A 24483-nucleotide genomic window follows, 5' to 3' on the forward strand; every position below is an offset into this window, starting at 1 on the left:
CATGTCTGAGAAAGCTCCCGTCAGCCTCATCGATCTGTCCACCTACCTGCCCGGTGACCCGCTCGGCGCCGACTACTACGCCGGGTTCGCCGAAACCGATGAGCTGGCCGAGAACGTGATGTTCCGTGCGCCGCGGTTCCGTCATCATGTGGCGCCCGAGGAAACCGCGATCGACATGGTCGAGCGGGCCGCCGCCGGGTTGATCGAGCGGCACGGTTCCGACGTCATCACCGGGGCTGATGTGCTGATAACCCACACCCAGCTGCCCGACATGCCGTTCTACGGTGGCGGCGGCGGCATGGCACACCGGCTGGGGATGAAGCCCGACTGGGTGATCGACCTGCACAACGGCGGCTGCGCGGCATTCGTGCTCGGGCTCAAGGTGGCCCGTACGCTGCTGAGCGCGGGGGAGGGCCGGACCGCGGTGATCGCGATCGCCCAGAACGCCGCGGGCACGGTGTTCGACCAGCCGACCGTCCGGCGCAAAGCCCAGGCCTCGGTCCCCGGTGACGGCGCGGCGGTTGCGCTCGTGACGCTGTCGGACTCCTCGCCCATCCTCGACATCGAATGCCGCACGTACGGCGAGTACGCGGGTGATATGACCCTGGCAATCGACCCGCCGGCCAAATGGTGGCAGGCCCGCACGGGAGAGGCCTCCATCGGCTTCACCGAGAGCAAGATCACCAAGGTGCTGGCCCGCGGCAACCGACAGGTTCCCGAGGTGTCGTATGCGGTCTGCGATCGGATCGGTGTGCAGCCCAAGGACATCGACCTGCTCGTCACGAATCAGCCCAACCGGGTGTTCCTCCGCAACTGGCGCGATGCGCTCGAGTTGCCGCCCGAACGCCACGTCGACACCTTTGACGAATGTGGAAACCTCTTCGCCGCAGGCATTCCCGTCAATCTGGACCGGGCCGTCACCGGCGGTCGGGTGAAGGCCGGCGACACCGTGCTGATGGCCGCCTTCGCCCACGCCGGTGACTTCGCCGGAGCCGCCGCAGTGCGGTGGGGCGGGCGGGCCGGCAACGGCGGCGACCTGGGGAACGGGTGATGGTGGCACCGCGCACCGCACTGTCCGACGTGGTCGGCGCGCTGCCGCAGGCGGTCAACCCGTTGGCGTTGTCGCTCAACGAATGCCCGTTTCCGCCACTGCCCGCGGTTCGCTCAGCGCTGCGCGCGTGCGATGAGGCCGCCAACCGGTATCCGGAATTCCTGCCGCAACGGTTGCGATCGCTGATCGCCGATCACGACGGAGTGGCCGAGGAGCAGGTGATCGTCGGGGCCGGAGCCACCGGGGTCATCATGCAGGTGCTGCAGGCGGTGACCAGTCCCGGCGACACCATGGTGATGGCGGGGCCCACGTTCGACGGGTATCCGATCTTCGCGCAGATGGCGCGGTTGCGGACGGTGACGATTCCACTCGATGCGCACGGCCATCACGATCTGGATGCGATGGCCGAGGCCGGGAAGGACGCGAGGGTCGTGGCGGTCTGCCGGCCGCACAACCCGACGGGCACCGTCGAACCGGCCATCGAGATCGAGCGCCTCCTGACCCGGCTTCCCGAGAACACCGTCGTGCTGCTCGACGAGGCATATGCGGAGTTCTTGACCGCCGAACACCGGATCGACGGGCCGAGCCTGGTGGCCCGGTTCGGCAATGTCGTGGTGGTGCGCACCTTTTCGAAGGCCTACGGCCTGGCCGGGCTGCGGATCGGCTACGGGTTCTGTGCCCCCGATCTGGGCCGGCAGCTGTGGCAGATGCAGTTGCCGTTCGGAATCGGGCTCAGTGCCCAGGTGGCTGTCGCCGCCTCATACGATGCGGAAAATCAGTTGCGCCAACGTATCCGGATGATCGCAGCGGAACGGCGCTACCTGCAGACGCGGTTGCGCGCGCTCGGGGTCTACAGCACCGACGCTCAGGCGAACTTCCTGTACCTACCCGGCGGGTCCCTGTCGTGGCCGGAGGTGTTCGACGGCACCGGACTTCAGCTCCGCCATTACGCCGACGGCGGGGTGCGGATCACGATCGGATCGAGGCAATCCACCTGCGCCGTGCTGGGTGCGGTGACAGCGGCCGCCTGAAGGCCACGATGCGCGCCCGGATGGGCGCAGAATGCGCGGCGCCTGCACGGTGATGCGGTAAGAAGAGGCGTGCCCTCACCACCAGACAAACGTGACCCCATCGCGCAGGCTCGCGCGAACTGGGAGGCAGCCGGATGGGGCGACGTGGCCGGCGGCATGGTCGCGGTGACGTCGGTGATGCGCGCCCACCAGATCCTGCTGGCCCGGGTGGAGTCTGCGCTGCGGCCGTACGATCTGAGCTTCTCTCGGTTCGAGCTGTTGCGACTGCTGGCGTTCAGCCGGGCCGGTGCACTGCCGATCACCAAGGCTTCCGATCGCCTCCAGGTGCATGTCACCAGCGTCACGCACGCCATCCGGCGCCTGGAAGCCAACGGTCTGGTGGAGCGCATCCCGCACCCGACCGATGGGCGCACCACCTTGGTGCAGATCACCAAACTCGGGCGTTCGACGGTCGAGGACGCCACGGTGACACTGAACGAGCAGGTGTTCGCCGATGTCGGGATGTCGGATGAGCAGTCCCAGGCCCTGGTGGCGTCGATCGAGACGCTGCGCCGACACTCCGGGGATTTCTGACTCCCGGTTTCCCGGCCACCCGGTGCGAACCCACTACCCTCGAACACAGCTGAGGGGAGCGGCGGATGAACGCCAAGCGGGTGGGAGCGGCACTGGGTGCCGTCGCGGTCGTGTTGATGGCGGCCTGCAGTAACACGACTACCGGGGTGGCCACCGCCCCCGATGACGTCACACCGTTCACGTCGGCGTCGAGGGCACCCGCGCGAACTGCCACAAAGAGTCCCAAGCCGAGCGCGACCCCTGGCGGTGGTTCGGGGGCACTGCCACCTGAGGCCTATGCGGAGGTGCGGGCGGGCGGCCTGCAGGGTTCCGATTCGGCGATCCGTGATCAGCTGATGCTCGCCTGCATCATGGGCGAGAGCAGTTTCAACAAGACAAAGCAGGATGTCGTCAACACGCTGATCCAGATGGGCAGCAGGATCTCACCCCCCGCGCTCATGACGATCGTGACCGTGGCGATCAAGTACGAGTGCCCCGAGCTCGCCGGGAAGCTCGGCGGTTAGTCCGCGATATGCAGGCTGAGGAACTCGGGGGCCTTGATCACCCGGCGCAGCATGAATCTGATGAACGCGGGCATGTCTGTGGCGTTCTCGTCCCGGTAGACCTCGGGCGCGGTCAGCCGGTACCGATGGTGGCGGGCCTCCAATTCGCACCCGTCGGCGGCCAGCACATTGCGCACCCAGTCTGCCTGCGAGCCGTAGGTCAGGGCGATGACGTAGCCGTGCGGTCGTCGAAAGGCCCACAGCGGTGTCCGGAAGGTCCGGCCGGAGCTGGTCGCCACCGCCCGGCGGCTGTTCGCCGAGGGCGGCTACGACAAGACCTCCCTGCGCGACATCGCCGCCGCCGCGGCCGTGGATCCAGCCCTGATCCGGCACTATTTCGGCAGCAAGGCCGAGCTGTTCCGGGCCACCGTGGGCTGGCCGTTCGACCCCGAGCAGTTCAGCGGGCGACTTCTCGACGACGGTCGCACCGGCCTGGCCGAACGCCTCACCCGGGCCTTCTTCGAGCTGTGGGAACATCCCAACACCCGTCCGCCCCTGTTGGCGATCCTGCGCGGCGCAGCCACCCACGAGGAATCGGCCGCACTGGTCCGCCAGTTCATCGAGCAGCGGCTCTACCCGCAGATCGCCACCGCGCTCACCGGCGCCGACGCCGAACTGCGGGTGGACCTGGCCATGGGTCAACTGCTCGGCATCGCCTACCTGCGCCACATCCTGCGGATCGAGCCGATCGCATCGCGATCGACCGAGGAGCTGATCGCCCGCGCGGTGCCCGCCGTGCGCGTGCACCTCGGCGAGGACGGCTGACGGCCGGCGGCTACTCCATCACAGCCGGTAGCGGGATGGTTGCGGTCACCGTGGTGCCCGCACCCGGGCGCGACCGGATGTGTAGCCGGCCGCCGACGATCTCCGCCCGCTCCGCCATCGACAGCAACCCGTAGCCGCCCATCTCGTCACTGCCCAGCGGATGCTCGAATGTGTCGAAACCCTTTCCGTCATCGACGATTTCGAGCCGGGCTACGCCGTCGTCGACGGCGAAGGTGAGCCGGGCCCGGTCCGCCTCGGCGTGTTTGACCACGTTCTGCAGGCATTCCTGGGCGATGCGGTACAGCGCCAGCTCGATATGGTCGGGCACCCGGGTCTCGGCGAGGTCGACGTCGATCGGGATCCGCGGGATCGAGCGGGCCAGGCTGGCCAGCCCGCCCGACAAGCCGAGGTCGTCGAGGACCGGTGGGCGCAGCCCGCTGATCGCGGCCCGCGCTTCCTGCAGCGTCAGCGCGACCAGTTCCCGTGCGGCCGCCAGCTGCTCGGCGACCATGTCAGGCTCGACCGCGCGGGCGGCGGCGTCGAGCCGGTACGACAGCGTCACCAACCGCTGGGAGATGCCGTCGTGAATGTCCCCGGCCAACCGGCGCCGCTCGATCTCCTGCGCCTGGATCACCTGCTCGACGAAGTTCTCGTGTGCCCGCTCGCGTGCCACCAACTGGCGGTGCAGCCGGGCCTGGTGCAGCGCACCGGCGATCAGCCGGCCGATCACCAACAGCAACTCCACGTCACGCGGCGTGAACTCGCGGCGATCGACCGTGTGCACGTTGAGCACCCCGACGAGCCCGCCCGGTCCGGTCTCCATCGGGACCGACACCATCGAGGTGAAGTCCCGCCCGCGTAGCGACTCGAAGGGCTTGTAGCGGGGATCGGATTCCTTGTCGTGGCTGATCACCACGGGCTGGCGGTGGCTGGCCACCCAACCGGAGATGCCCTGCCCGAGCGGCAACCGGATCTTGCCGATCTCGGCATCGAACGGCGGCGTGGCCCCGGCCAGCGTGAGGGCGCGTTCCGAATCGTCGAGCACGTGCACGAAGCACACGTCGGTGGCGGTGGCCTCGGTGATCATCCGGGCCGCCGCGGCGGCCAGCGGCTCCACACCCGGGCCGCTCGACGCCGCCCGGATGAGCTCGCGCAGCAGGGCCAGTTCACGGTCGGCGGTGAGGTCGATGGGGCCGAGTTCGCGCTCGGGCTTCCCGGCGGTCACTGGTAGATACCTTCACGTAGTGCCGTGGCCACCGCGCCGGCCCGGTCGCTGACCCCGAGCTTGCGGTAGATGGAGCGCAGATGGGTCTTCACCGTTTCCTCGCCGATCACCAGTTTGTTGGCGATCCCGCGGTTGGACAGGCCCGTGACCACGAAGGACAGGATCTCGCTTTCGCGTTGGGTCAGCCCTTGCCGTACGCCGGGCCAGAACTCGTCGCGCTGTAGCCGGGCCGCGGTGCCGGCCGCGCGGGCCGCCATACCCGGATCGATCGCGGTCTGGCCGCTGTGGGCGAATTCGAGCTGACGGACGAGCTCGTCACTGCTGATGCTCTTGAGCAGATACCCGGCGGCTCCCACGCGTAGCGCTTGGAACAGGTACTGCTCGTCGTCGTAGACCGACAACATGACCACCTTCCGGTCCGGGTCGCGCTCGCGCAGCACCCGGCACAGATCCAGCCCGCTGGAGCCCTCCATACGCACGTCGCACAAGACGATGTCGGGGTTGAGCGTCTCGATCACGCTCAGTGCCCGTTCGGCGCCGACGGCCTGGCCGACCACCTCGACCCGGTCGTTGAACGCAGCAAGCATGGCCTTGAGACCCTCGATGACCATCTCATGGTCATCGACCAGCACAAGGCGCACCGGATTGGAGGGCGCCATGGCATCACCCTAGAGGTGGTGACGGGTACCGAGGGCCGGAGCAGATCAACATCAACTCTTCTAATCCCCCCTACGGGGGACGCGCGACAGATGTGACGTGGGCCACTGTCATGTGGTGCCCTCACTACAAGAGAAGTCATGGCGTGCCGGACGGTTCTGGTGGGACTGTCCGCAGACCGAAGTCAGTGCCCGTCCGCTGCGTGCGGTGGTCTTCGACCTCGATGCGCTGTCGGACCTCGACCTGGAGGGGCATCGCGTCGTCTTCAACGCCGCCTTCGCTGCGCACGGTCTGCCGATCCAATGGAGCGTCGGCCGTTATCAGCAGCTCCTCGCACTGCACGACGAACGCCAGCGGGTCACCGCCGAACTGCGCAAGCAGTGCGTCGGACCGGAGTGCGATGTGCTCACTGAAGTGCTCGCCGACGAAATCTGCATGACCAAGGACATGATGTTCGACGAGATGATCCTCGACGCCGGCCTGACAGCACGGCCAGGTCTGGAGGATCTGGTGAACGACGCGTTCCTGGCCGACCTGCCGGTCGCGGTGGTTGCCGGAGGCCGTCGGCGCTGGGCCGAACCCCTGGTGCGCCAGCTCGTCGGCGACGGCGTGGTGGAGACCGTCGTCACCACCGATGACGTGAGCGCAACCGGGGCCGAGCTATACCGGCACGCCCTGGCCGAACTGGGGGTGGTGGGCCACGATGCGTTGGCCATGGTGGGCTCGGCAGCGGGCCTGCGTGCCGCCAACGGCGCCGGGATGGCCAGCGTCCTCATCGACCCCGACGCCGGTGCCGGTTCATACGCGGCGGTTGCGGTGCGGCCCGATTTCGCCGGTGCCGACGCGCTGCGCCTGCCGGTATGCCAGCGCCTGCACACCCAGTGGTGGGTGCAGCGCAGCCCGTCTGCGGCATAACAGTCCGACAAGATCCGCGTTCGTAACGTGGTGGCGGTGAAACGCGTTTTTCTTCGCCACCACGTTACGAACGCGAGGCTGTCGGTGGGTGCGGGCACACTTCTCCCGCATGGTGGACCCGTTCATCGGGAGTGAGGCGATTGCGGCCGGAGACCTGACCCGCCACGAACTGCGAGTGCGGTTCACCGCCGTGCACCACGACATCTATGTCCCGCGGGGGACTCGGCCTACCGCGGTGCTGCGCGCGAAAGCGGCCTGGTTGCGATCACGACGGCGGGGCGTGCTGGCCGGGTACTCCGCGTCGGCGCTGCACGGGGCCCGTTGGATCGATGCTGCGCTCCCCGCCAACATTCTCGACACCAATCGGAGGCCGACCCGGGGAGTCGTCGCGTGGGCCGACGTGATCGACGATGACGAAATCTGCCGAATCGGCGACATCAGATTGACCACCCCGGTTCGTACCGCGGTGGATCTCGCCTGTCGGCTGCCTGAAGATGCCGCTGTGGCAGCGATCGATGCGCTGGCTCGCGCCACTCGCCTGAAAGTCGCTGACATCGAACTGGCCGCGCAACGGCACAACAGACGCAAGGGCATCAAACAGGCACGCGCGAGCATTGCCCTGGTCGACCCGGGAGCTGAATCTCCGAAGGAAACGTGGTTGCGGCTGTTGGTTGTTCGCGCGGGATATCCGCCACCGCAGACACAGCATCCGATCTACAACGAGTACGGCACGTTGATCGGGGAGGTCGACAATGCGTGGCCAGAGTTGAAGATCGCGATGGAGTATGAAGGCCTGCACCACACCGATCCCGATGTCCTCCGCAAGGACATCGCCCGGATCGACGAAATGATCGAGATGGGCTGGATCGTCATTCGCGTCACCTGCCGCGACGGCGAGGCCAACGTTCTCTGCAGGTTGGCCAAGGCCTGGGCTTCACGTTCGTAACGTGGTGGCGGTGAAACGCGTTTTTCTTCGCCACCACGTTACGAACGCGAGGACGAGTCAGCTGCGTAGTGTTTCGATGACCGCGCTGAAATCCTTGCCGGCGTTGTCAACGGCGAACTTCGTGTAGATCTCGGCGGCGTGGGTGCCCAACGGGGCCGACGAACCGGTGGACTCCACGGCCGCCATCGCCAGGCCCAGGTCCTTGTTCATCAGCGCGGTGGCGAACCCCGGCTTGAAATCGTTGTTTGCCGGGGACGTCGGAACCGGTCCGGGCACCGGGCAATTCACCTGGACGGCCCAGCAGTTGCCGGTGGCACCGGTGATCACGTCGAACAGGGCCTGCTTGTCCAGACCCAGCTTCTCGGCCAGGACGAATGCCTCACCGACGGCGATCTGTTGCACGGCCAGCACCATGTTGTTGCACACCTTGGCGGCCTGACCTGCACCGGTGGCGCCGCAGTGAATGATCTTGCCCGCCATGGGTTCCAGTACGGCGCGGCCGCGCTCGACGGCATCGTCCTCACCACCCACCATGAACGCCAACGTGCCCGCGACCGCGCCCTTGACCCCGCCGGACACCGGGGCGTCGAGCTGGGCGAAGCCGTGCTCGAGCGCAACCTTGTGCACTTCGCGGGCGTCATCGACCGAGATCGTCGAGCTGTCGATGAACAGTGCGCCCTCGGCGGCAGCGGGCAGCACCTCGGCGTAACAGCGCTTCACCAACGCGCCGTTGGGCAGCATGGTGATCACCGCGTCAGCACCGGCAACGGCCTCCGCGCCGGTGGCGAACACGTTGACGCCGTTGTCCTTTGCCGCCTCCTGCGCGGCGGGAACTGGGTCGAAGCCGCGCACGGTGTGCCCGGCGGTCACCAGGTTGGCAGCCATCGGGCCGCCCATGTTGCCCAGCCCCAAGAACGCGATCGTGCTCACGTACGCCTCCTATGCAGAATTGCGGGCCCGGCTCGCCTCGGAGCGGCCGATCACCACGCGCATGATTTCGTTGGTTCCCTCAAGGATGCGGTGCACCCGCAGATCCCGGACGATTTTCTCCAGACCGTACTCGCGCAGATACCCGTAGCCGCCGTGCAACTGCAACGCCTGATCGGCCACCTCGTAGCACGTGTCGGTGACATACCTCTTGGCCATCGCGCACAACGTCACCTTGTCGGGATGGTTGGCATCCAGCGCGGAGGCCGCCCGCCACAACATGTTTCGTGATGTCTCCAGGCCGGTCGCCATGTCGGCCAGGGTGAATCGGATGGTCGGCTCGTCGAGCAGGGCGCCACCGAACGCCTGGCGGTCGGCCAGGTAGCCCAGTGCCTTGTCGTAGGCGGCCTGTGCTCCGCCGAGCGAGCAGGCGGCGATGTTGATCCGCCCGCCGTTCAGACCGTTCATCGCGATCCCGAAGCCGGTGCCCTCGGTGCTGCCCAGCAGTGCCTCGGCCGGAACCCGCACGCCCTCGAAGATCACCTGCGCAGTGGGCTGGGCATTCCAGCCCATCTTCTGCTCCTGTGCGCCGAAACTCAGCCCCGCCGCGTCCTTTTCGACCACGAAAGCGGAAATGCCCTTCGGGCCGTCGGCGCCGGTGCGGGCCATCACCACGTACACATCGGAGCTGCCCGCCCCGGAGATGAACTGCTTGACCCCGTCGAGGACGTAATCGCTGCCGTCGCGGACCGCCCTGGTCCGCAGCGCCGCCGCATCCGAGCCGGCACCCGGTTCGGTGAGGCAGTAGCTGGCGATGGCCTCCATCGACGCCAACCTGGGCACCCAGGTCTTGCGCTGCTCCTCGGTGCCGAAGCTGTCCACCATCCACGCGCACATGTTGTGGATGGACAGGAACGCCGCCAAGGTGGGGTCGGCGGCGGCGAGTGCGGTGAAGATGCGCACCGCATCCAGTCGCCGCAGCCCGCTACCGCCCGCGTCCTCACCGCAGTAGATGGCGCCCATGCCGAGTTCGGCCGCCTCGCGCAACACGTCGGTGGGAAAGTGATGGGTCTCATCCCATTCCAACGCGTATGGCGCGATGCGCTTTTCGGCGAACGCGGTCGCTGTCTCGGCGATCACGCGTTCGTCGTCATCCAGGTCGTCCAGATTCACAGGTGCACTACTTCATGGTCGGGATGACGAACTCAGCGCCATCCTTGATGCCCGACGGCCACCGCTCCGTGACGGTCTTGGTCTTGGTGTAGAACAGGATCGAATGCGGCCCGTGCTGGTTGAGGTCGCCGAATCCGGACCGCTTCCAGCCGCCGAACGTGTGGTAGGCCACCGGAACCGGGATCGGCACGTTGACGCCGACCATGCCGACCTGTACCCGGGATACGAAGTCGCGCGCGGCATCCCCGTCGCGGGTGAAGATGGCGACGCCGTTGCCGTATTCGTGCTCGGACGGGAGCTTCAACGCTTCCTCGTAGTCGTGGGCCCGGACGATGCACAGCACCGGACCGAAGATCTCGTCGGTGTAGATCGACATGTCGGTGGTGACGTTGTCGAACAGGGTGGGGCCGATGAAGTAGCCGCGCTCGAGGCTGGCGTCGCCGAAGGTCAGCTCATTGCTCGCCCGTTCGCGGCCGTCGACCACGAGTTCGGCGCCGGCCTCGACGCCCTGGCCGATGTAGTCGCGCACCCGCTCGAGGGCCGCGCCGGTGACCAGTGGCCCGTAATCGGCCTTGGGGTCGAGGCTGTGGCCGACCCGCAGCTGGTTGATGCGCTCAACGAGCCTGGCGCGCAACCGGTTCGCAGTGTCCTCGCCGACCGGCACCGCGACACTGATGGCCATGCAGCGCTCGCCGGCGCTGCCGTAGCCGGCACCGATCAATGCGTCGACGGCCTGGTCCAGATCGGCGTCGGGCATCACGATCATGTGGTTCTTGGCGCCGCCGAAACATTGTGCCCGCTTGCCGTGCGCGGCCGCGCCCGAGTAGATGTACTGCGCGATGTCGGAGCTGCCGACGAAGCCGACGGCCTTGATGTCGGGGTGCTCGAGGATCGCGTCGACGGCTTCCTTGTCGCCCTGCACCACCTGGAACACGCCGGCCGGCAGACCGGCCTCGATGAACAGCTCGGCCAGCCGAAGCGGAACCGAGGGATCACGCTCGGAAGGCTTGAGCACGAACGCATTTCCGCACGCGAGCGCGGGGCCGGCCTTCCACAGCGGGATCATCGCCGGGAAGTTGAACGGGGTGATGCCCGCGACCACGCCCAGCGGCTGGCGGATCGAGTACACGTCGATGCCGGTGCCTGCGCCCTCGGTGAACTCACCCTTGAGCAGGTGGGGGATGCCGACCGAGAACTCGATGACCTCGAGGCCGCGCTGGATGTCGCCCAGCGAGTCGGCGACGGTCTTGCCGTGCTCCAGGGAGAGCAGCTCGGCGAGCTCATCGGAATTCTGGTTCACCAGTTCGATGAACTTCATCAGCACCCGGGCGCGGCGCTGCGGGTTGTAGGCGGCCCATTCCTTCTGGGCCTCGACGGCGCCGGCCACCGCGGCGTCGACGTCGGCGGCCGACGCCAGGACCACCTGCGCCTGCACTTCACCGGTGCTCGGGTTGAGCACATCGGCGGTGCGGGTCGACCCGGCGGAGGTGCGCTGGCCGTTGATGAAGTGGGGGATCTGAGTGGTCATGGCGTTCCGTCCCAAGAGAGATGCGCAGTTATGAGGCTCGGGCATGCCCGAGATACTTGCATATCCTAGTAATTGGTCGGAGTGTTTGGCAAGGGTTCGGGATCTACGCTTCTGGCGGTGAGACCTTTTCTTTACGGATCCGTATCGTTAATATATTCGGCATGATCGCTACCGCTCCGGAAGTCGTCGTTGTGGGCGCCGGGCCGACGGGACTCACCCTCGCGTGTTCACTGCGGCTGCAAGGTCTTTCGGTTCGCGTCATCGACCGTGCGCAGGGACCGGCCACCACGTCGCGGGCCAACTTCCTGCACGCCCGCGGCTCGGAAGTGCTGGGCCGGATCGGCGCCTTGGGGTCCCTGCCCGACGAGTCGTTGCGAGCCATGCGCATCACAAACTATCTCGGCGATCGCCCCGTGATGACCCTGGAGTTCGGCGATCCCGGCATGCGGACGGCGGCCCCGCCCATGGTGGTGTCGCAAGCCAAGGTCGAAGGGGCGTTGCGGGCCCGTCTGGCTGAGCTGGGGGTTGAACCGGAATGGGGCCGAGCGCTGGTCGGCGTGCGGCAGGAGGGTGGCACCGTCGTGGCCGAGCTCGGTGACGGTGAGCGCATCGGTGCCAAGTGGCTCGTCGGATGTGACGGCACCTCCAGTGTGGTCAGGCAGCAGGTCGGCATCGCATTTCCCGGCGTCAAACTCTCTGAACGCTTCCTGCTGGCAGATGTCCACCTGGACTGGGCGCTCGACCGTGGTGGTACGACCGGTTGGATCCACCCTGACGGAGTGATCGGGGCGATGCCCATGCCCGATTCGACTGGGCGTGACGACTTGTGGCGACTGTTCGTCTACGACCCGACGCTCGCGCAAAAGCCAAGTGAGAGCGAGATTCTGGACAGAATCAAAGAGGTTGTGCCGCACCGGACCGGACGTGCGGTAGCCGTAGGCGACGCCGAGTGGCTTTCGGTGTTCACGGTGCACCGCCGGCTCGCAGACACGTACCGGCACGGGCATGTCCTCATCGCTGGTGACGCCGCGCACGTCCACGCGCCATTCGGCGGACAGGGCATGCTGACCGGCCTCGGGGATGCGGAGAACCTGGCATTCAAGCTCGCTCTGGTGATCCGAAACCTGGCCTCCGACAAACTGATCGATACCTATGAGGCCGAGCGCAGGCCCCTGGCAACCGAAGTGCTGCGCGGCACCAGCGCGGTGACCCGGGTCAACGTGGCGAGCAATCCGGTCGGCCGATTTCTGCGTGACCACGTGGCTACCCGGCTGTTCGGCCTGCCATTCATCCAGCGGTGGACAACGTACACCGCCTCGCAGCTGTGGGTGAGTTATCGCAAGGGGCCGCTCGGCGGTCGCGGCCGCAAGCCGCGGCCCGGGGATCGGATTGCCGACCGTGACTGCACGCGCCCAGACGGCACCTCCACTCGACTGCATCGTGAGCTCGGCAGGCACTGGGCGTTGCTGCTGCCCGGCGGCGTGGGCGATGAACTTGAGCCGGTGCGGCGCCGGCTTGGCGAGTTCGTCGCAACTCTGCGCCACGACGGCGCGGACATCATGCTGATCCGGCCCGACGCGCACCTCGCGTGGCGGGGCAAGTTGAACAAGGTTGATGAGCTCTGTCGTTGGCTGACAGCCGCTTTGGGCTCGGGGACGGTGCGGTGACCACGTCCGGTCGCGGGCGGCCGCGAGATGCGGCGGCCGAACGCGCAATTCTGCAGGCGGCGTTGGACGCATTCATCGAGCGCGGTGTCGAGGGCTCCAGCATCGAGCAGATCGCCAAGCGCGCCGGTGTCGGCAAACCGACCATCTATCGGAGGTGGTCCACCAAGGACGAGTTGATCGCCGCTGCGATGGAGACGTTGATCGCCGAGGAGGTGGGCTGGGCCTCGCCGGACGAAATCGACATCGAGTCCCCATATGAGCTGGTGGAGACGGCAATCGAAAGCGCCGCCGTTACGACCACCACGCCGTACTACCGTGCGCTGGTGGCAAGGGTCTACGGATCAGCGGTCAGTCATCCAGGGCTCATGGCGGTGTACTGGAATCGCTACATCGTGCCGCGCCGCGTGCTTGCCACACGTCTGCTGGAACGGGCTCGCGAGTGCGGGACTGTAGCTGCCGACACCGATTTCGACGTGGCCATCGACATGATGGTGGGTGCGATCACCTACCGAGTCCTACAACCCGACCCTCCCGACACCGACGAGATGCGCCGCTATCTGCGGGCCGTGTACCGCCAGGTCGGGTTGCTGCCCTAACCCTTCTGTTGCTGCCAGCGATCCAGCAGGGTGGGAATCTCGGCCATCAGAAACGCGTAGAAGTCGCGCATCTGAGTCAGTCGGTGGTGAGCCGGGCCATTGCGGTCGGTGGCCGTGATCCCCGCGTCGGCGGCGGCTTGCATGGCCGCGATCGTCTCGTTCTGGCTGGTGAACAAGACCGCCCACGCGTCGTTACGCAACCGGAAGTGATCGCGCCGGCTGGCAGGAACGGGAACCCGCTCGGCCAGGCCGACCGACGTCAGCATCTTGAGCGAACCCGAAATCGACCCGGCGCTGGCCTGCAGGGTGTCGGCCAACTCGGCCATCGTGACACTGGGTTGCTCGGTGAACAGCAGAGTGGCAAGCACGCGTGCGGGCATCCGTTGCATGCCGTGACTGCTGAGCACCAGGGCGAGTCGCTCGGCTTCGTGCTGCATATCTGCCGCTTTCGCCACTGCGAATCCTCCTCGCCAGGAATATCCTTCAATTATTTCTGAAAGTTTAGTACAGTCGTGGCCGGTGCTCCGGGAAGTCTGGTCGGAAACAGTATTCGCCTGCGCGGAAGGGCACTGATGCAAACTGCGACCGACGTCATCGATGTTCGGGATCTGACATTCACCTACCCTCGGTCGACCGAGCCGGCGGTGCGAGGAATGGACTTCGCCGTCGGAAACGGGGAGATCTTCGGGTTCCTCGGGCCCAGTGGCGCTGGGAAATCCACCACCCAGAAGCTGCTCATCGGTCTGCTGCGCGGGCATGGCGGTCAAGCCACGGTGTGGGGCCGGGACCCGGTGGCCTGGGGGCCGGACTACTACCAGCGTGTCGGCGTGTCCTTTGAGCTGCCCAACCACTATCACAAGCTGACCGGGCTGGAGAACCTCAAATTCTTCGGTTCCCTCTATGACGGTCCCACCGCCGACCCGATGGAGCTACTGGAGGCGGTTGGACTGGGTGACACCGCCAACACCCGAGTTGCCAATTACTCGAAGGGAATGCAGATGCGGCTGACGTTCGCCCGGTCGCTCATCAACAACCCTGAGCTGCTGTTCCTTGATGAGCCCACCTCGGGGCTCGATCCCGTCACCGCCCGCAAGGTCAAGGACATCATCCTGGACCTGAAGGCGCGTGGCCGCACGATCTTCCTCACCACACACGACATGTCCACAGCCGATGAACTGTGCGACCGGGTGGCCGTCGTCGTCGACGGCGCGATCGTCGCGCTGGATACCCCGGCCGAACTCAAAATCGCCCGTAGTCAACGCCGTGTCCGGTTGCAGTACCGTACCTCCGGCGGTCTCGCCACCGCCGAGTACGGGATGGACGGCCTGGCCGACGATCCGGAATTCCATGCCATTCTGCGCAATCATCATGTCGAGACGATCCATAGTTGCGAAGCCAGTCTCAACGACGTCTTCGTCGAGGTCACCGGGCGGCGGCTGTCATGACCCGGTTGCTCACCGCGGTCCGGCTGGAACTGACCATCGCGACCCGCCAGAAGTTCCTGCACGCGGGTGTGTTCTCCGGTCTCATCTGGTTGGCAGTCCTGCTGCCGATGCCGCGCGACCTGCGCCCAGTCGCCGAGCCGTACGTGCTCGTCGGTGACATCGCGATCATCGGATTCTTCTTCATCGGCGGCTCGGTGTTCTTCGAGAAGCAGGAGCGCACGCTCGGCGCCATCATCTCCACCCCGTTGCGGTTCTGGGAGTACCTGACAGCCAAACTCTGTGTGCTGTCGGCTATCTCGTTGTCCGTAGCGATCGCGATATCAACCATCACCGACGGCTTCAGCTATCGTCCGGTGCAGCTGATCCTCGGGGTCCTGCTCGGCACGCTGCTGATGCTGCTGGTCGGGTTCATCACGTCACTACCGTTCGACTCGGTCACCGACTGGTTTCTGGCCGCCACCATCCCGCTCGCGGTCATGCTGGTGCCGCCGCTGATCTACTACTCGGGCCTGTGGCCGCATCCCATGCTCTACGTCGTGCCGACGCAAGGTCCGCTGCTGCTGCTGGGTGCAGCGTTCGGCCAAGTGACGTTGACGGGCTGGCAGCTGCTCTATTCGGTGCTCTATCCCGTGCTGTCGCTGGTTGTTCTGTGGCGGGCTGCCCATGTGTTCTTTGGTCGCTACGTCGTCGAAAGGTCGGGAGTGCTGTGACTGCGATGCTGAGCTCGGCAACGGGAAAGGCTCTGGCGGCGTTCGGCCGCAACGATATTCGCGGCACATACCGTGACCCGCTACTGGTCATGCTGATAGTCGCACCGGTGATCTGGACCAGCGGAGTGGCGATTCTGACCCCGATGTTCGCCGATATGCTCGCGCAGCGCTACGACTTCGACCTGGCGCCCTACTACCCGCTGGTGCTGACCGCTTTTCTGCTGTTGACCAGCATTATCATCGCGGGCGCCCTGGGTGCGTTCCTGGTACTCGACGAGGTCGACGCCGGCACCATGGCCGCGTTGCGGGTGACACCCGTTTCAATGTCGACATTCTTCGCCTACCGCGCGGCGACTGTGATGGTAGTCACAACGGTGTATGTGGTGGCGACGATGTCGTTGAGCGGAATCCTGCCGCCAGGATTGGTCGGCGTGCTGATACCGATCGGTTTGGTAGCAGGGTTGTCGGCGGTGGTGACGTTGCTGCTGATCGTCACATTGGCGGGCAACAAGATCCAGGGCATCGCGATGGTGCGTGCGCTGGGCATGCTGATCGCCGGGCTGCCGTGCCTGCCCTGGTTCATCGACTCGCCGTGGAACCTGGCGTTCGGTGTGCTGCCGCCCTACTGGGCAGCCAAGGCGTTCTGGGTGGCGAGCGCACACGGAATGTGGTGGCCGTATCTGGTGGGAGGTGTGGCATACAACCTGGCGATCACCTGGCCGTTGTTCCGCCGATTCCTCACGAAGAACCGCTGAGCAGCGGTTCAGCGGCTCTGGCTGTTGCGCCACCGCAAGGGCGGTGCGCCGTACCGGCGCTGGAACGCGCGGCTGAACGCGGAATCGGATGTGTAGCCGACGGCTTGCCCGATCTTGCTGACCGAGGTAGTGGTGGATCGGAGCAGGTCCGCGGCCCGGTCGAGCCGACGCTCTGTGACGTAGGCGGCCGGCGACTGCCCGAACAGGCGGGTGAACCGTTCGGCGAACGTTGACCGCGAATGTCGTGCGAGGTCGGCGAGTTCGGTGACTGACCACTGATGTGCCGGATCGTTGTGCACAGCCGTGAGAACCGGACCCAGTTGGGGATCCATCGCCGCGGTGAGCCAGCCTGGGGCGGCGTCCGCGGACCCGGACCACGCACGCAGGGCGTGGATGAACAACAGATCGAGAATGCGGGAGATCATTACCTTCGCGCCCGGCCGGGGTTCTGTGGTCTCGGCCAGCAACAACTGCAGGCTCAGCGGCAGCCACTCGTGGCCCTGCGCGCCGGCCCGGATCATGATGGCCGGTGGCAGCACCGACAAGAGCGGGCCGGCGACCGTGCTGTCCACGGCGAAGATTCCGCTGAGCCAGCGCGGCGAGTCCGGATCATCCTGCCCAGGATCGGAATTCCGGTCACTTCCGGACAGTGTGCGGGGGCCGGCGCCACGCCCGTGGGAGATGCTGTGTGCGTCGCCGCGGGCCAGCAGTGCCATGTCGCCGGCGTCCATCGACAGGGTCTGATCGCCGATGTGCAGGGTGAGTCCGTCGGTCTCGGCGATGTGCAGTACTCGGGCCGCAGCCGGGATGGCCACATGGAAGGGCGCGGCCGGCGACCAGCGCGTCACGGTGTCCCCGCGGAGGCGCACGGTGCGCAGGATCTCCGACAGGGCGTCCGAATCGGCTAGGCTTGCGGACGGCGGACTCAGAGGATCGGCTAATTTTCCCGGCGAATGGGTCATGGCTGTTGCCTCATCCTCCAAATATGGTGGAACGGTCGCGGGTGGTCAACGCCCGGGATTCCGAGACCGAGGAGGGTCCGAAGATGACCGACAAGCCGGCAATCGTTCTGGTGCACGGGTTTTGGGGTGGAGCGGCGCACTGGGCGAAGGTGATCGTGGAACTGCGGAGGCGGGGCTACGACAAGCTGTATGCGGTGGAGAACCCCCTCACGTCCCTGCGGGACGACACGCACCGCACGCAGCAAATGGTCAAGCAGGTCGATGGGCCCGTGTTGCTGGTAGGCCACTCGTACGGTGGGGCGGTCATCACCGAAGCGGGGGATCTGCCCAATGTCGTCGGGCTGGTCTATGTCGCGGCCTTCGCACCCGACGCGGGGGAGAGCCCCGGCCAGATCAGTGAGCAACTGCCACCGGCGGCGTTCGACAACATCGCCCCGGACTCGGATGGCTACCTGTGGATCAAGCAGGACAAATTCGGCGAGAGCTTCGCTCAGGATCTGCCCGACGACGAGACCCTGGTGATGGCGGTGACCCAAAAGGCGCCGCTCGGTTCGACTTTCGGTGACGCCGTGTCCACCCCGGCCTGGAAGACCAAGCCCACCTGGTATCAGGTGTCGACCGCGGACCGCATGATCCATCCGGACAACGAGCGCCGGATGGCTCAGCGGATGAACCCCCGCAAGGTCATCGAACTCGACGCCGGCCATGCCTCGTTGGCGTCCCAGCCCACCGCGATTGCGAATCTGATCGACGAGGCGGTGGCCGAACTCGGCGGCTAACCGAGAGGTTCGGCCGGCCCCGCATGCGCGGAACGTACCGCGCCGATGCTCGCGACGGTGACCAGGGCCACGCCCAGATAGCCGAGCAGTCCGATCTGCTGGCCGAGCACCACGAGCCCGGCCAGCGCGGCGGTGACCGGTGACAGGCAGGTCAGCACGGCGAAGGTGGCAGGCGGGAGGCGGCGCAGGGATATCAACTCCAACGAGTACGGGATCACCGAGGACAGCATTCCGACCGCCGCGCCCACCCCGAGCACGCGCCAGTCGAGTGCGTCCAGGGGTACCGAGGCGACCGCGAAGGGGGCGACGACGAGGGCTCCCATCGCCGTGGCCAATGCCAGGCCGTCGACGCGACGGAACTCGGCGGCGGTACGCGCAGACGCCAGGATGTAGCCGGCCCACGCCACGCCCGCGGCAGCCGCGAAGGCGAATCCCGTGGCCTCGAAGTGCCCGCCGTCCCCGTGCGGCAGGCCCAGCATCGCGACCCCGGCGAAGGCCAGCGCGGCCCACAGCCACGCGACGCGGCGGGTACCCGTCACCACCGAAAGGACCAGCGGGCCGAGGGCTTCGATGGTCACCGCGATGCCGAGGGGAATCCGCTCGATGGCGAGGTAGAAGCAGTAGTTCATCGTGCCCAGCGTCACGGCCAGTGCGATCGCCGCGCCCCAGGCCTGCCGCGTCAGGCCCCGCACCGATGGGCGTACCGCTGCGCACAGGATGACACCGGCGACCCCGAACCGGGCGAACAAGGCCCCCACGGTGCCGACCGCGGCGAACAGGCCGACCGCGAACGCCGCGCCCACCTCCTGGCTGATCGCGGCGACCACCACCAGCAGCGCAGCCCCGAGTGGGGCGCGCGTGGTCACACCGCCACCGTCACACCGTCACCGGAAGGTGGGCCCCCGTCGCCAGTTCGGCATAGCCCCGCATCAGCCGTAGCGCAGTGGCGCGGTCGAGGTCCGGGTCCCGCGCCACGATTCGGTACCCGAGATAGTCCTCCATGGACATCAATGTCATGGCGATATCGCGCGCGGGTGCGGTGAGTGTGAAAATTCCTGCAGTAGAGCCTGTTTCGAGGATCGAAGCGTAGAGGCCCACCTGCCGGTGATAGATGTGCTGGACGTCGGGGCGTTGGTCGAGCACGAATCCGGCGGCCATCACAGCCCGCCAGATCGACCGCCACTCGACGTCCTCCGGTCCGGACGGCAGCCCGGCAGCGATCATGAACGTGATCTGATCCCGCGCGTCCTCGGTGCGCTCGACGACGGCGAGCCGGTCGTCGTAGAACTTGCTGTCCGAGCGCTGCGCCAGCGCCGAGAGCAGCTGGTCCATCTCGCGGAAGTAGTAGCGCACGGCGTTGGGGGTCAGATTGAGCTCAGCGGCGACGTCGGCGATCCGGAACGCGGTCAGATCGTTGCGCTCGATCAAGGCGATCGTGGCGTCGAGGATCTCCTCACGTCGTTGCGCCTGTCGGTTCGGCCGTCCCACGGGTCCCATCCTTCACGAATTCGGTCACTTCAGTTGACTCCGGTGGCTACCCACCGCCATTATTTTCCAATCCTGAAAAGAATTTGGCCACAACTTTCCGGAGGACGCATGCTGGACTGCTCCTCGCGGCGTCCGCGCGCCCGCGATATCGGCGTCGTCATCGGCGAGCACCCCACGGGCCTGAACAACGCCATCACCGATGTCGCCGGCGTACGCGTCGGGCACACCACGATCCAGCGGCCCGGACCCAACCCGGTCAACACCGGCGTCACCGTCGTGATCCCACATCCCGAGATCTTCACCGAGCCGGTGTTCGCCGGGGCCCACCGGCTCAACGGCAGCGGAGAACTCACCGGACTGGAGTGGATCCGTGAGTCCGGTGAACTCACCACACCCATCGGCCTGACCAACACCCACAGCGTCGGCGTCGTCCGCGACACACTGGTCCAAGCCCAGGTGCGGGCCCGTGGCGATGGGCTCTACTGGTCCCTGCCGGTCGTGGGGGAGACCTATGACGGGCTGCTCAACGACATCAACGGCCACCACGTCCGCCCCGAACACGTGGGCGCCGCACTCGCCGACGCCACGGGCGGCCCGGTCGCCGAAGGCAATGTCGGCGGCGGGACCGGCATGATCTGCCACGGCTTCAAGGGCGGGATCGGGACCGCATCGCGGGTCACCGACACCGTGGCCGGGCCCTACACCGTCGGCGTGCTCGTGCAGGCGAATCACGGTCGGCGGGAACGCCTTCGGGTCAACGGGGTGCCTGTCGGGGAGATGGTGAGTCCCGAGCTGGTGCCGACCCCTCACCTTCCGATTCCGTATCCGGCGGGATCCGGCTCGATCATCGTCGTGATCGCCACCGACGCGCCGTTGCTGCCACATCAGTGCACCCGGCTCGCGCAACGCTCGGCCCTGGCCGTCGGCCGGGTCGGCGGAACAGGGGAGCAGTACAGCGGCGACCTGATGCTGGCCTTCTCCACCGGCAACCGGGGAATCCCGCCGTACGGGTGGGACGAGAACCCCGATGCCAACCGGCCCGAGATCGCGGTGCGCATGGTGGCGCCACAGTTGATGACCCGACTGTTCGACCTGGCGATCGAGGCCACCGAGGAGGCCATCGTCAATGCTCTGGTGGCCGCTGAGACCATGACCGGCCGCGGCGGGTTGACCGCGCATGCGCTCGATCACAAGCTGCTCCACTCGGCCCTGGTGCTGGAAGGTCACTGAGCTCGACACGGGCGCGTGTCGAGCTGATGCGCTCATCGTCGCCCCGCCGCACGGCCACGTATGCAGTAGTGGACTACCTCATTCAGCCCTGGACGCGGGCGCGCAACTCGTCGACGAACGCGCGGGTGTCGTCCCACGTCGGCAACAGCCCCGCGGCCCGCACCTGCTCCAGCGTCGGGGCGGCTGCGTCACGGTCGGACAGCAGCGGTTCGCCCTCGATCGGCCAGTCGATCCCGAAGTCGGTGGCCAAAATGGTGTGCTCCCGCTCCGGGCTGTACGGCGCTGAACACAGGTACATCACCGTCGAGTCGTCCTGCAGCGACAGGAAGGCGTGACCGAGCCCCTCGGACAGATACACCGAACGCCGGTCGAGTTCGTCGAGCAGCACCGAATCCCACTGTCCGAAAGTCGGGGAGCCCACCCGGATGTCGACCACCACGTCGAGCACGGCGCCGCGCACACACGTCACGTACTTGGCCTGGCTCGGCGGCAGCTGAGCGAAATGCACACCGCGCAGCACCCCGGCCGCCGACACCGAGCAGTTGGCCTGTCGCACATCGAAGCGGTGGCCGGTCATCTCGGTGAACCCGGCCTCGGTGAACCACTCGAAGAACATGCCGCGTGCATCGCCGTGCAGCTTGGGGGTGATCTCCCACGCGCCGGGGATGGTCAGTTCGCGCGCGGTCACTGGCCGCGCACCAAGTAGTTGGTCTCCACGTTTTCTTTCAAAGGGCCCCACCAGGATTCGTTGTTGCGATACCAGTCGATGGTGGCCGCGAGGCCTTCGTCGAAATCGGTGTGTTTGGGCGCCCAGCCCAGTTCGTCGTGCAGCGTCGACGGGTCGATGGCGTAGCGCAGGTCGTGGCCTTCCCGATCGGTGACGTGGTCGAAGTCGTCCGGGTCGCGGTCCATCAACCGCAGCAGGGTGCGCATGACCGTGAGATTGCTGCGCTCGCATTCGGCGCCGATGAGGTACGTCTGCCCGACGCGGCCCCCCATGAGGATCTGCCACACCGCACGGTTGTGGTCGTCGACGTGGATCCAGTCGCGCACGTTGGCGCCGGTGCCGTAGAGCTTGGGGCGCCTGCCGGTGAGGACGTTGGTGATCTGGCGCGGGATGAACTTCTCCACATGCTGATAGGGCCCGTAGTTGTTGGAGCAGTTCGAGATCGTCGCGCGCACCCGATAAGACCGCACCCAGGCCCGTACCAGAAGATCGGCGGCGGCCTTGGTCGATGAATACGGGCTCGACGGGTTATACGGCGTGGCTTGCGTGAACCGGGCCGGATCGTCGAGCTCGAGATCGCCGTACACCTCGTCGGTGGAGATGTGGTGCAACCGGGCCCCGTGCGCGCGGACCGCCTCCAGCACCGTGAACGTGCCGATGACGTTGCTGTGCAGGAACGGTTCCGGGTTCGCCAGGGCATTGTCGACGTGGGTTTCCGCCGCGAAGTGCACGACGGCGTCCGCCTCGCCGACCAACTGGTTCACCAGGCCGGCGTCGGCGACATCGCCTTGTACCAGCCGAATCTGGCCGGCCACGGGAGCCAGAGATTCCTGGCTGCCCGCGTACGTCATCGCGTCGAGCACCGTCACCGACGTGGTCGTCGCCTCCCCGACGGCAAGTCGCACGAAGTTTGCGCCGATGAACCCGGCGCCGCCGGTGACCAGTAGCCGCATGCGCCAACCCTAACCGGCCGCAGCGTCAGCCCTTCAGGCCCAGTGGCCCGGCCAATTCGGTCAGTGTCGGGATCAGCTTGTCCGGACCGCCGAGCACCTGGATCGTGACATGGTCGGCGCCGTTGGCGACGTGCTGCTGCAGGCGCGCGGCGATCGCCTCGGCGGTCCCGTGCGCGACGACCGCATCGATCAACTTGTCGCTACCCGGCTTGGCGATGTCATCTTCGGTGAAACCGAGCCGGCGCCAGTTGTTGAGGTAGTTGCTCAGGTTCAGGTAGAAGTCGACGGTCTCGCGCCCGATCGCCCGGGCCGCCGCGGCGTCGGTGCTCAGCACCACCTTGTGCTCGGGTGCCAGGAACACCGACTCGCCCAGCACCTCGCGGGCATGGGCGGTGTGCTCGGGCGTCGTGAGGTAGGGGTGCGCGCCGGCGCTGCGCTGTGCGGAGAGCTTGAGCACCTTGTCGCCCAGTGCGGCGATCACCAGCCGGCTGGTCGGTACTTTGGCCGCGTCCAGCACGTCGAGGTATTCGACCAGTGCTTCATACGGCTTGCGGTATTCGCCGGTGTGCTCGGGATGCCCCACCCCGATGCCGAGCAGGAACCGGCCCGGGTAAGCCGCCTCGATGCGGTGGAACGATTCGGCGACCGCGTTGGCGTCGGCCGTCCAGATGTTGACGATGCCGGTGGCCAGCTGAAGTGTCTGCGTGCGCTCCAGGATCGGCTCGGCGAAGGCGAGGTCGGCGGACGGCGAGCCACCCACCCAGAGTGCGCCGTAACCCAGCTTCTCGATCTCGACGGCCTGCTCGGGCGGCACCGCCCCGAACGTCCACACTCCGTAGCGACCCAGATCCGGCTTGAGCGAGAGCGATTCGGTCATCTGAGAGTCCTTGTCTGTCGGTCCTCTTAAGCCAGGCCGAGCGGCCCGGCGAGTTCGGCCAGTGCGGGTACCAGTTTGTCCGGTGACGTCAGCACCTGTACAGGCACGTGGTCGGCGCCGGCGTCGCGATGCTGCCGCAACCGGGCGGCCACCTCGTCCACTGTGCCGTACGCGACGACGGCGTCGATGAACCGGTCACTGCCCGGTTTGGCCAGATCCTCGTCGGTGAAGCCGAGCCGCTTGAAGTTGTTGAGGTAGTTGCTCAGACCGAGGTAGATGTCGAGTGCCTTGCGACCCAGGGCGCGCGCCTTCTCGGTGTCGGTGGTGAGCACCGCCTTGTGCTCGGGAGCCAGGAATGCGTCGGGACCGATCAACTCGCGTGCCTGTGCGGTGTGTTCCGGCGTGGTCAGGTACGGGTGCGCACCCGCCGAGCGGGCCGCCGACAGTTGCAGCACCTTGGGGCCCAGAGCGGCGACGACCCGACGATGCTTGGGAACGCCGTACTCATCGAGCTTGTCGTGGTAATCGGTGAGCGCGTCGAGCGGTTTGCGGTACTCGCCGATCGCTTCACGGTGACCGACCCCGATGCCCAGCAGGAACCGGCCCGGGTAGGCGGCCTCGATGCGGTGGAACGACTCGGCGACCGGGCCGGCGGCCGCACTCCAGATGTTCACGATGCCGGTGGCCAGCTGCAAGGTGTCGGTGGCTGCCAGGATCGGATCGATCCACTCCAGTTCGGCCGGCGGCGATCCGCCGGCCCAGATCGCGCCGTAGCCCAGCGCTTCGATGTCCCGCAGCTGCTGCGGCGAGAGTTGCTGGAACTGCGAATAGTGGCCGAACGCGCCGTATGTGCCGAGATCGGGCTTGCTGCCCGCCGTGGTCTGGGTCATGAACGTGTCAACCGGGGTCCGTGCGGGGGCTATTCCGGGCGAATCACGCTGATTGTGGATCTGGCCGGGCC

General features: G+C 66.8%; 27 protein-coding genes and 1 pseudogene. 14 read left to right on the top strand and 14 right to left on the bottom strand.

Features of this window, described 5'->3' with window-relative positions; all coding sequences use genetic code 11:
- Position 1: 1 nt before the first annotated feature.
- From EYZ64_RS07650 to EYZ64_RS07665, 4 genes are all read left to right on the top strand, one after another.
- Positions 2-1051, top strand: a complete 1050-nt coding sequence (locus EYZ64_RS07650; RefSeq protein ID WP_135452911.1) for a 3-oxoacyl-ACP synthase III family protein — start codon at positions 2-4, stop codon at positions 1049-1051.
- On the top strand, positions 1051-2082 hold the full coding sequence (locus tag EYZ64_RS07655) for a pyridoxal phosphate-dependent aminotransferase (protein ID WP_135452912.1): 1032 nt from the start codon (positions 1051-1053) through the stop codon (positions 2080-2082). Before EYZ64_RS07650 ends, EYZ64_RS07655 begins: the two co-directional genes overlap by 1 nt.
- 69 nt (positions 2083-2151) lie before the next feature.
- Positions 2152-2655 (top strand): MarR family transcriptional regulator, encoded by a 504-nt coding sequence (locus EYZ64_RS07660; protein ID WP_135452913.1) that lies wholly within the window; start codon positions 2152-2154, stop codon positions 2653-2655.
- Between the two features lie 65 nt (positions 2656-2720).
- Positions 2721-3158, top strand: coding sequence for a hypothetical protein (locus EYZ64_RS07665; RefSeq protein ID WP_135452914.1), 438 nt, complete (start codon positions 2721-2723; stop codon positions 3156-3158).
- On the opposite strand, the pseudogene EYZ64_RS07670 reads toward EYZ64_RS07665, so the two are convergent.
- Positions 3155-3424 (bottom strand): annotated as a pseudogene (locus tag EYZ64_RS07670) (PNPOx family protein); the annotation flags it as partial. The gene EYZ64_RS07665 and the pseudogene EYZ64_RS07670 sit on opposite strands and share 4 nt — an antisense overlap.
- An 82-nt stretch (positions 3425-3506) precedes the next feature.
- Here EYZ64_RS07670 and EYZ64_RS07675 point away from each other — a divergent pair.
- Entirely contained in the window at positions 3507-3962 is a 456-nt protein-coding gene (locus tag EYZ64_RS07675) for a TetR/AcrR family transcriptional regulator (protein ID WP_502702939.1), read from the top strand.
- A gap of 10 nt (positions 3963-3972) precedes the next feature.
- Here EYZ64_RS07675 and EYZ64_RS07680 read toward each other — a convergent pair whose 3' ends face one another.
- Both EYZ64_RS07680 and EYZ64_RS07685 read right to left on the bottom strand, forming a co-directional pair.
- Positions 3973-5151 carry a GAF domain-containing sensor histidine kinase gene (locus tag EYZ64_RS07680; RefSeq protein WP_135459876.1) on the bottom strand — a complete coding sequence of 393 codons (1179 nt, stop codon included), beginning with the start codon at positions 5149-5151 and terminating at the stop codon, positions 3973-3975.
- Between the two features lie 32 nt (positions 5152-5183).
- Positions 5184-5846: a response regulator gene (locus tag EYZ64_RS07685; protein ID WP_135452916.1), complete on the bottom strand. Its 663-nt coding sequence runs from the start codon at positions 5844-5846 to the stop codon at positions 5184-5186.
- Between the two features lie 115 nt (positions 5847-5961).
- On the opposite strand from EYZ64_RS07685, the gene EYZ64_RS07690 reads away from it, so the two are divergent.
- Both EYZ64_RS07690 and EYZ64_RS07695 read left to right on the top strand, forming a co-directional pair.
- Positions 5962-6759 (top strand): HAD family hydrolase, encoded by a 798-nt coding sequence (locus tag EYZ64_RS07690; protein WP_135452917.1) that lies wholly within the window; start codon positions 5962-5964, stop codon positions 6757-6759.
- Between the two features lie 109 nt (positions 6760-6868).
- Positions 6869-7705, top strand: coding sequence for a putative endonuclease domain-containing protein (locus tag EYZ64_RS07695; RefSeq protein WP_135452918.1), 837 nt, complete (start codon positions 6869-6871; stop codon positions 7703-7705).
- Between the two features lie 57 nt (positions 7706-7762).
- Here the strand turns inward: EYZ64_RS07695 and mmsB are convergent, their stop codons facing one another.
- From mmsB to EYZ64_RS07710, 3 genes are read right to left on the bottom strand one after another with little or no spacing between them, the layout of a single operon-like run.
- Complete coding sequence (gene mmsB, locus EYZ64_RS07700) at positions 7763-8635, bottom strand: 3-hydroxyisobutyrate dehydrogenase (RefSeq protein WP_135452919.1); 873 nt, start codon at positions 8633-8635, stop codon at positions 7763-7765.
- A gap of 9 nt (positions 8636-8644) precedes the next feature.
- Entirely contained in the window at positions 8645-9805 is a 1161-nt protein-coding gene (locus EYZ64_RS07705) for an acyl-CoA dehydrogenase family protein (RefSeq protein WP_135452920.1), read from the bottom strand.
- A gap of 7 nt (positions 9806-9812) precedes the next feature.
- Positions 9813-11333, bottom strand: a complete 1521-nt coding sequence (locus EYZ64_RS07710; RefSeq protein ID WP_135452921.1) for a CoA-acylating methylmalonate-semialdehyde dehydrogenase — start codon at positions 11331-11333, stop codon at positions 9813-9815.
- A 161-nt stretch (positions 11334-11494) separates the two neighbouring features.
- Between EYZ64_RS07710 and EYZ64_RS07715 the strand changes: the two genes are divergently transcribed.
- Both EYZ64_RS07715 and EYZ64_RS07720 read left to right on the top strand, forming a co-directional pair.
- Positions 11495-13000 carry an FAD-dependent oxidoreductase gene (locus tag EYZ64_RS07715; protein ID WP_135452922.1) on the top strand — a complete coding sequence of 502 codons (1506 nt, stop codon included), beginning with the start codon at positions 11495-11497 and terminating at the stop codon, positions 12998-13000.
- Positions 12997-13596: a TetR/AcrR family transcriptional regulator gene (locus EYZ64_RS07720; RefSeq protein WP_135452923.1), complete on the top strand. Its 600-nt coding sequence runs from the start codon at positions 12997-12999 to the stop codon at positions 13594-13596. Before EYZ64_RS07715 ends, EYZ64_RS07720 begins: the two co-directional genes overlap by 4 nt.
- Here EYZ64_RS07720 and EYZ64_RS07725 read toward each other — a convergent pair.
- Positions 13593-14033: a GbsR/MarR family transcriptional regulator gene (locus EYZ64_RS07725; protein ID WP_135459877.1), complete on the bottom strand. Its 441-nt coding sequence runs from the start codon at positions 14031-14033 to the stop codon at positions 13593-13595. The two genes, EYZ64_RS07720 and EYZ64_RS07725, sit on opposite strands and share 4 nt — an antisense overlap.
- Positions 14034-14168: 135 nt before the next feature.
- Between EYZ64_RS07725 and EYZ64_RS07730 the strand changes: the two genes are divergently transcribed.
- Genes EYZ64_RS07730 through EYZ64_RS07740 form a run of 3 tightly spaced genes read left to right on the top strand, consistent with a single transcriptional unit; the run spans position 14169 to position 16506 of the window.
- Positions 14169-15041, top strand: a complete 873-nt coding sequence (locus tag EYZ64_RS07730) for an ABC transporter ATP-binding protein (protein ID WP_135452924.1) — start codon at positions 14169-14171, stop codon at positions 15039-15041.
- Complete coding sequence (locus EYZ64_RS07735) at positions 15038-15751, top strand: fluoroquinolone export ABC transporter permease subunit (protein WP_135452925.1); 714 nt, start codon at positions 15038-15040, stop codon at positions 15749-15751. The genes EYZ64_RS07730 and EYZ64_RS07735 overlap by 4 nt, the downstream gene beginning before the upstream one ends.
- A gap of 5 nt (positions 15752-15756) precedes the next feature.
- Complete coding sequence (locus EYZ64_RS07740) at positions 15757-16506, top strand: Rv2686c family ABC transporter permease subunit (protein ID WP_502703009.1); 750 nt, start codon at positions 15757-15759, stop codon at positions 16504-16506.
- Between the two features lie 8 nt (positions 16507-16514).
- Here the strand turns inward: EYZ64_RS07740 and EYZ64_RS07745 are convergent, their stop codons facing one another.
- A complete protein-coding gene (locus EYZ64_RS07745) occupies positions 16515-17468 on the bottom strand; it encodes an AraC family transcriptional regulator (RefSeq protein ID WP_135452927.1) in 954 nt (317 codons plus the stop codon).
- Between the two features lie 83 nt (positions 17469-17551).
- Between EYZ64_RS07745 and EYZ64_RS07750 the strand changes: the two genes are divergently transcribed.
- Positions 17552-18247, top strand: a complete 696-nt coding sequence (locus tag EYZ64_RS07750) for an alpha/beta hydrolase (RefSeq protein WP_135459878.1) — start codon at positions 17552-17554, stop codon at positions 18245-18247.
- On the opposite strand, the gene EYZ64_RS07755 is transcribed toward EYZ64_RS07750, so the two are convergent.
- Together EYZ64_RS07755 and EYZ64_RS07760 are read right to left on the bottom strand one after the other, a co-directional pair.
- Entirely contained in the window at positions 18244-19113 is an 870-nt protein-coding gene (locus EYZ64_RS07755; RefSeq protein WP_135452928.1) for an EamA family transporter, read from the bottom strand. The two genes, EYZ64_RS07750 and EYZ64_RS07755, sit on opposite strands and share 4 nt — an antisense overlap.
- A 10-nt stretch (positions 19114-19123) precedes the next feature.
- Positions 19124-19744 (bottom strand): TetR/AcrR family transcriptional regulator, encoded by a 621-nt coding sequence (locus EYZ64_RS07760; RefSeq protein ID WP_135452929.1) that lies wholly within the window; start codon positions 19742-19744, stop codon positions 19124-19126.
- 99 nt (positions 19745-19843) lie between these two features.
- Between EYZ64_RS07760 and EYZ64_RS07765 the strand changes: the two genes are divergently transcribed.
- On the top strand, positions 19844-20965 hold the full coding sequence (locus EYZ64_RS07765; protein WP_135452930.1) for a DmpA family aminopeptidase: 1122 nt from the start codon (positions 19844-19846) through the stop codon (positions 20963-20965).
- 82 nt (positions 20966-21047) lie between these two features.
- Here EYZ64_RS07765 and EYZ64_RS07770 read toward each other — a convergent pair whose 3' ends face one another.
- From EYZ64_RS07770 to EYZ64_RS07785, 4 genes are read right to left on the bottom strand one after another with little or no spacing between them, the layout of a single operon-like run.
- Positions 21048-21653: a dTDP-4-dehydrorhamnose 3,5-epimerase family protein gene (locus EYZ64_RS07770; RefSeq protein WP_135452931.1), complete on the bottom strand. Its 606-nt coding sequence runs from the start codon at positions 21651-21653 to the stop codon at positions 21048-21050.
- Positions 21650-22645 (bottom strand): dTDP-glucose 4,6-dehydratase, encoded by a 996-nt coding sequence (gene rfbB / locus EYZ64_RS07775; protein ID WP_135452932.1) that lies wholly within the window; start codon positions 22643-22645, stop codon positions 21650-21652. Before rfbB ends, EYZ64_RS07770 begins: the two co-directional genes overlap by 4 nt.
- Positions 22646-22670: 25 nt before the next feature.
- Positions 22671-23522, bottom strand: coding sequence for an LLM class F420-dependent oxidoreductase (locus EYZ64_RS07780; protein WP_135452933.1), 852 nt, complete (start codon positions 23520-23522; stop codon positions 22671-22673).
- Positions 23523-23548: 26 nt separating this feature from the next.
- Positions 23549-24412 carry an LLM class F420-dependent oxidoreductase gene (locus tag EYZ64_RS07785; RefSeq protein WP_135452934.1) on the bottom strand — a complete coding sequence of 288 codons (864 nt, stop codon included), beginning with the start codon at positions 24410-24412 and terminating at the stop codon, positions 23549-23551.
- Between the last annotated feature and the right edge of the window lie 71 nt (positions 24413-24483).

The organism is Mycobacterium sp. DL99, assembly GCF_004762045.1.
GTDB lineage: Bacteria > Actinomycetota > Actinomycetes > Mycobacteriales > Mycobacteriaceae > Mycobacterium.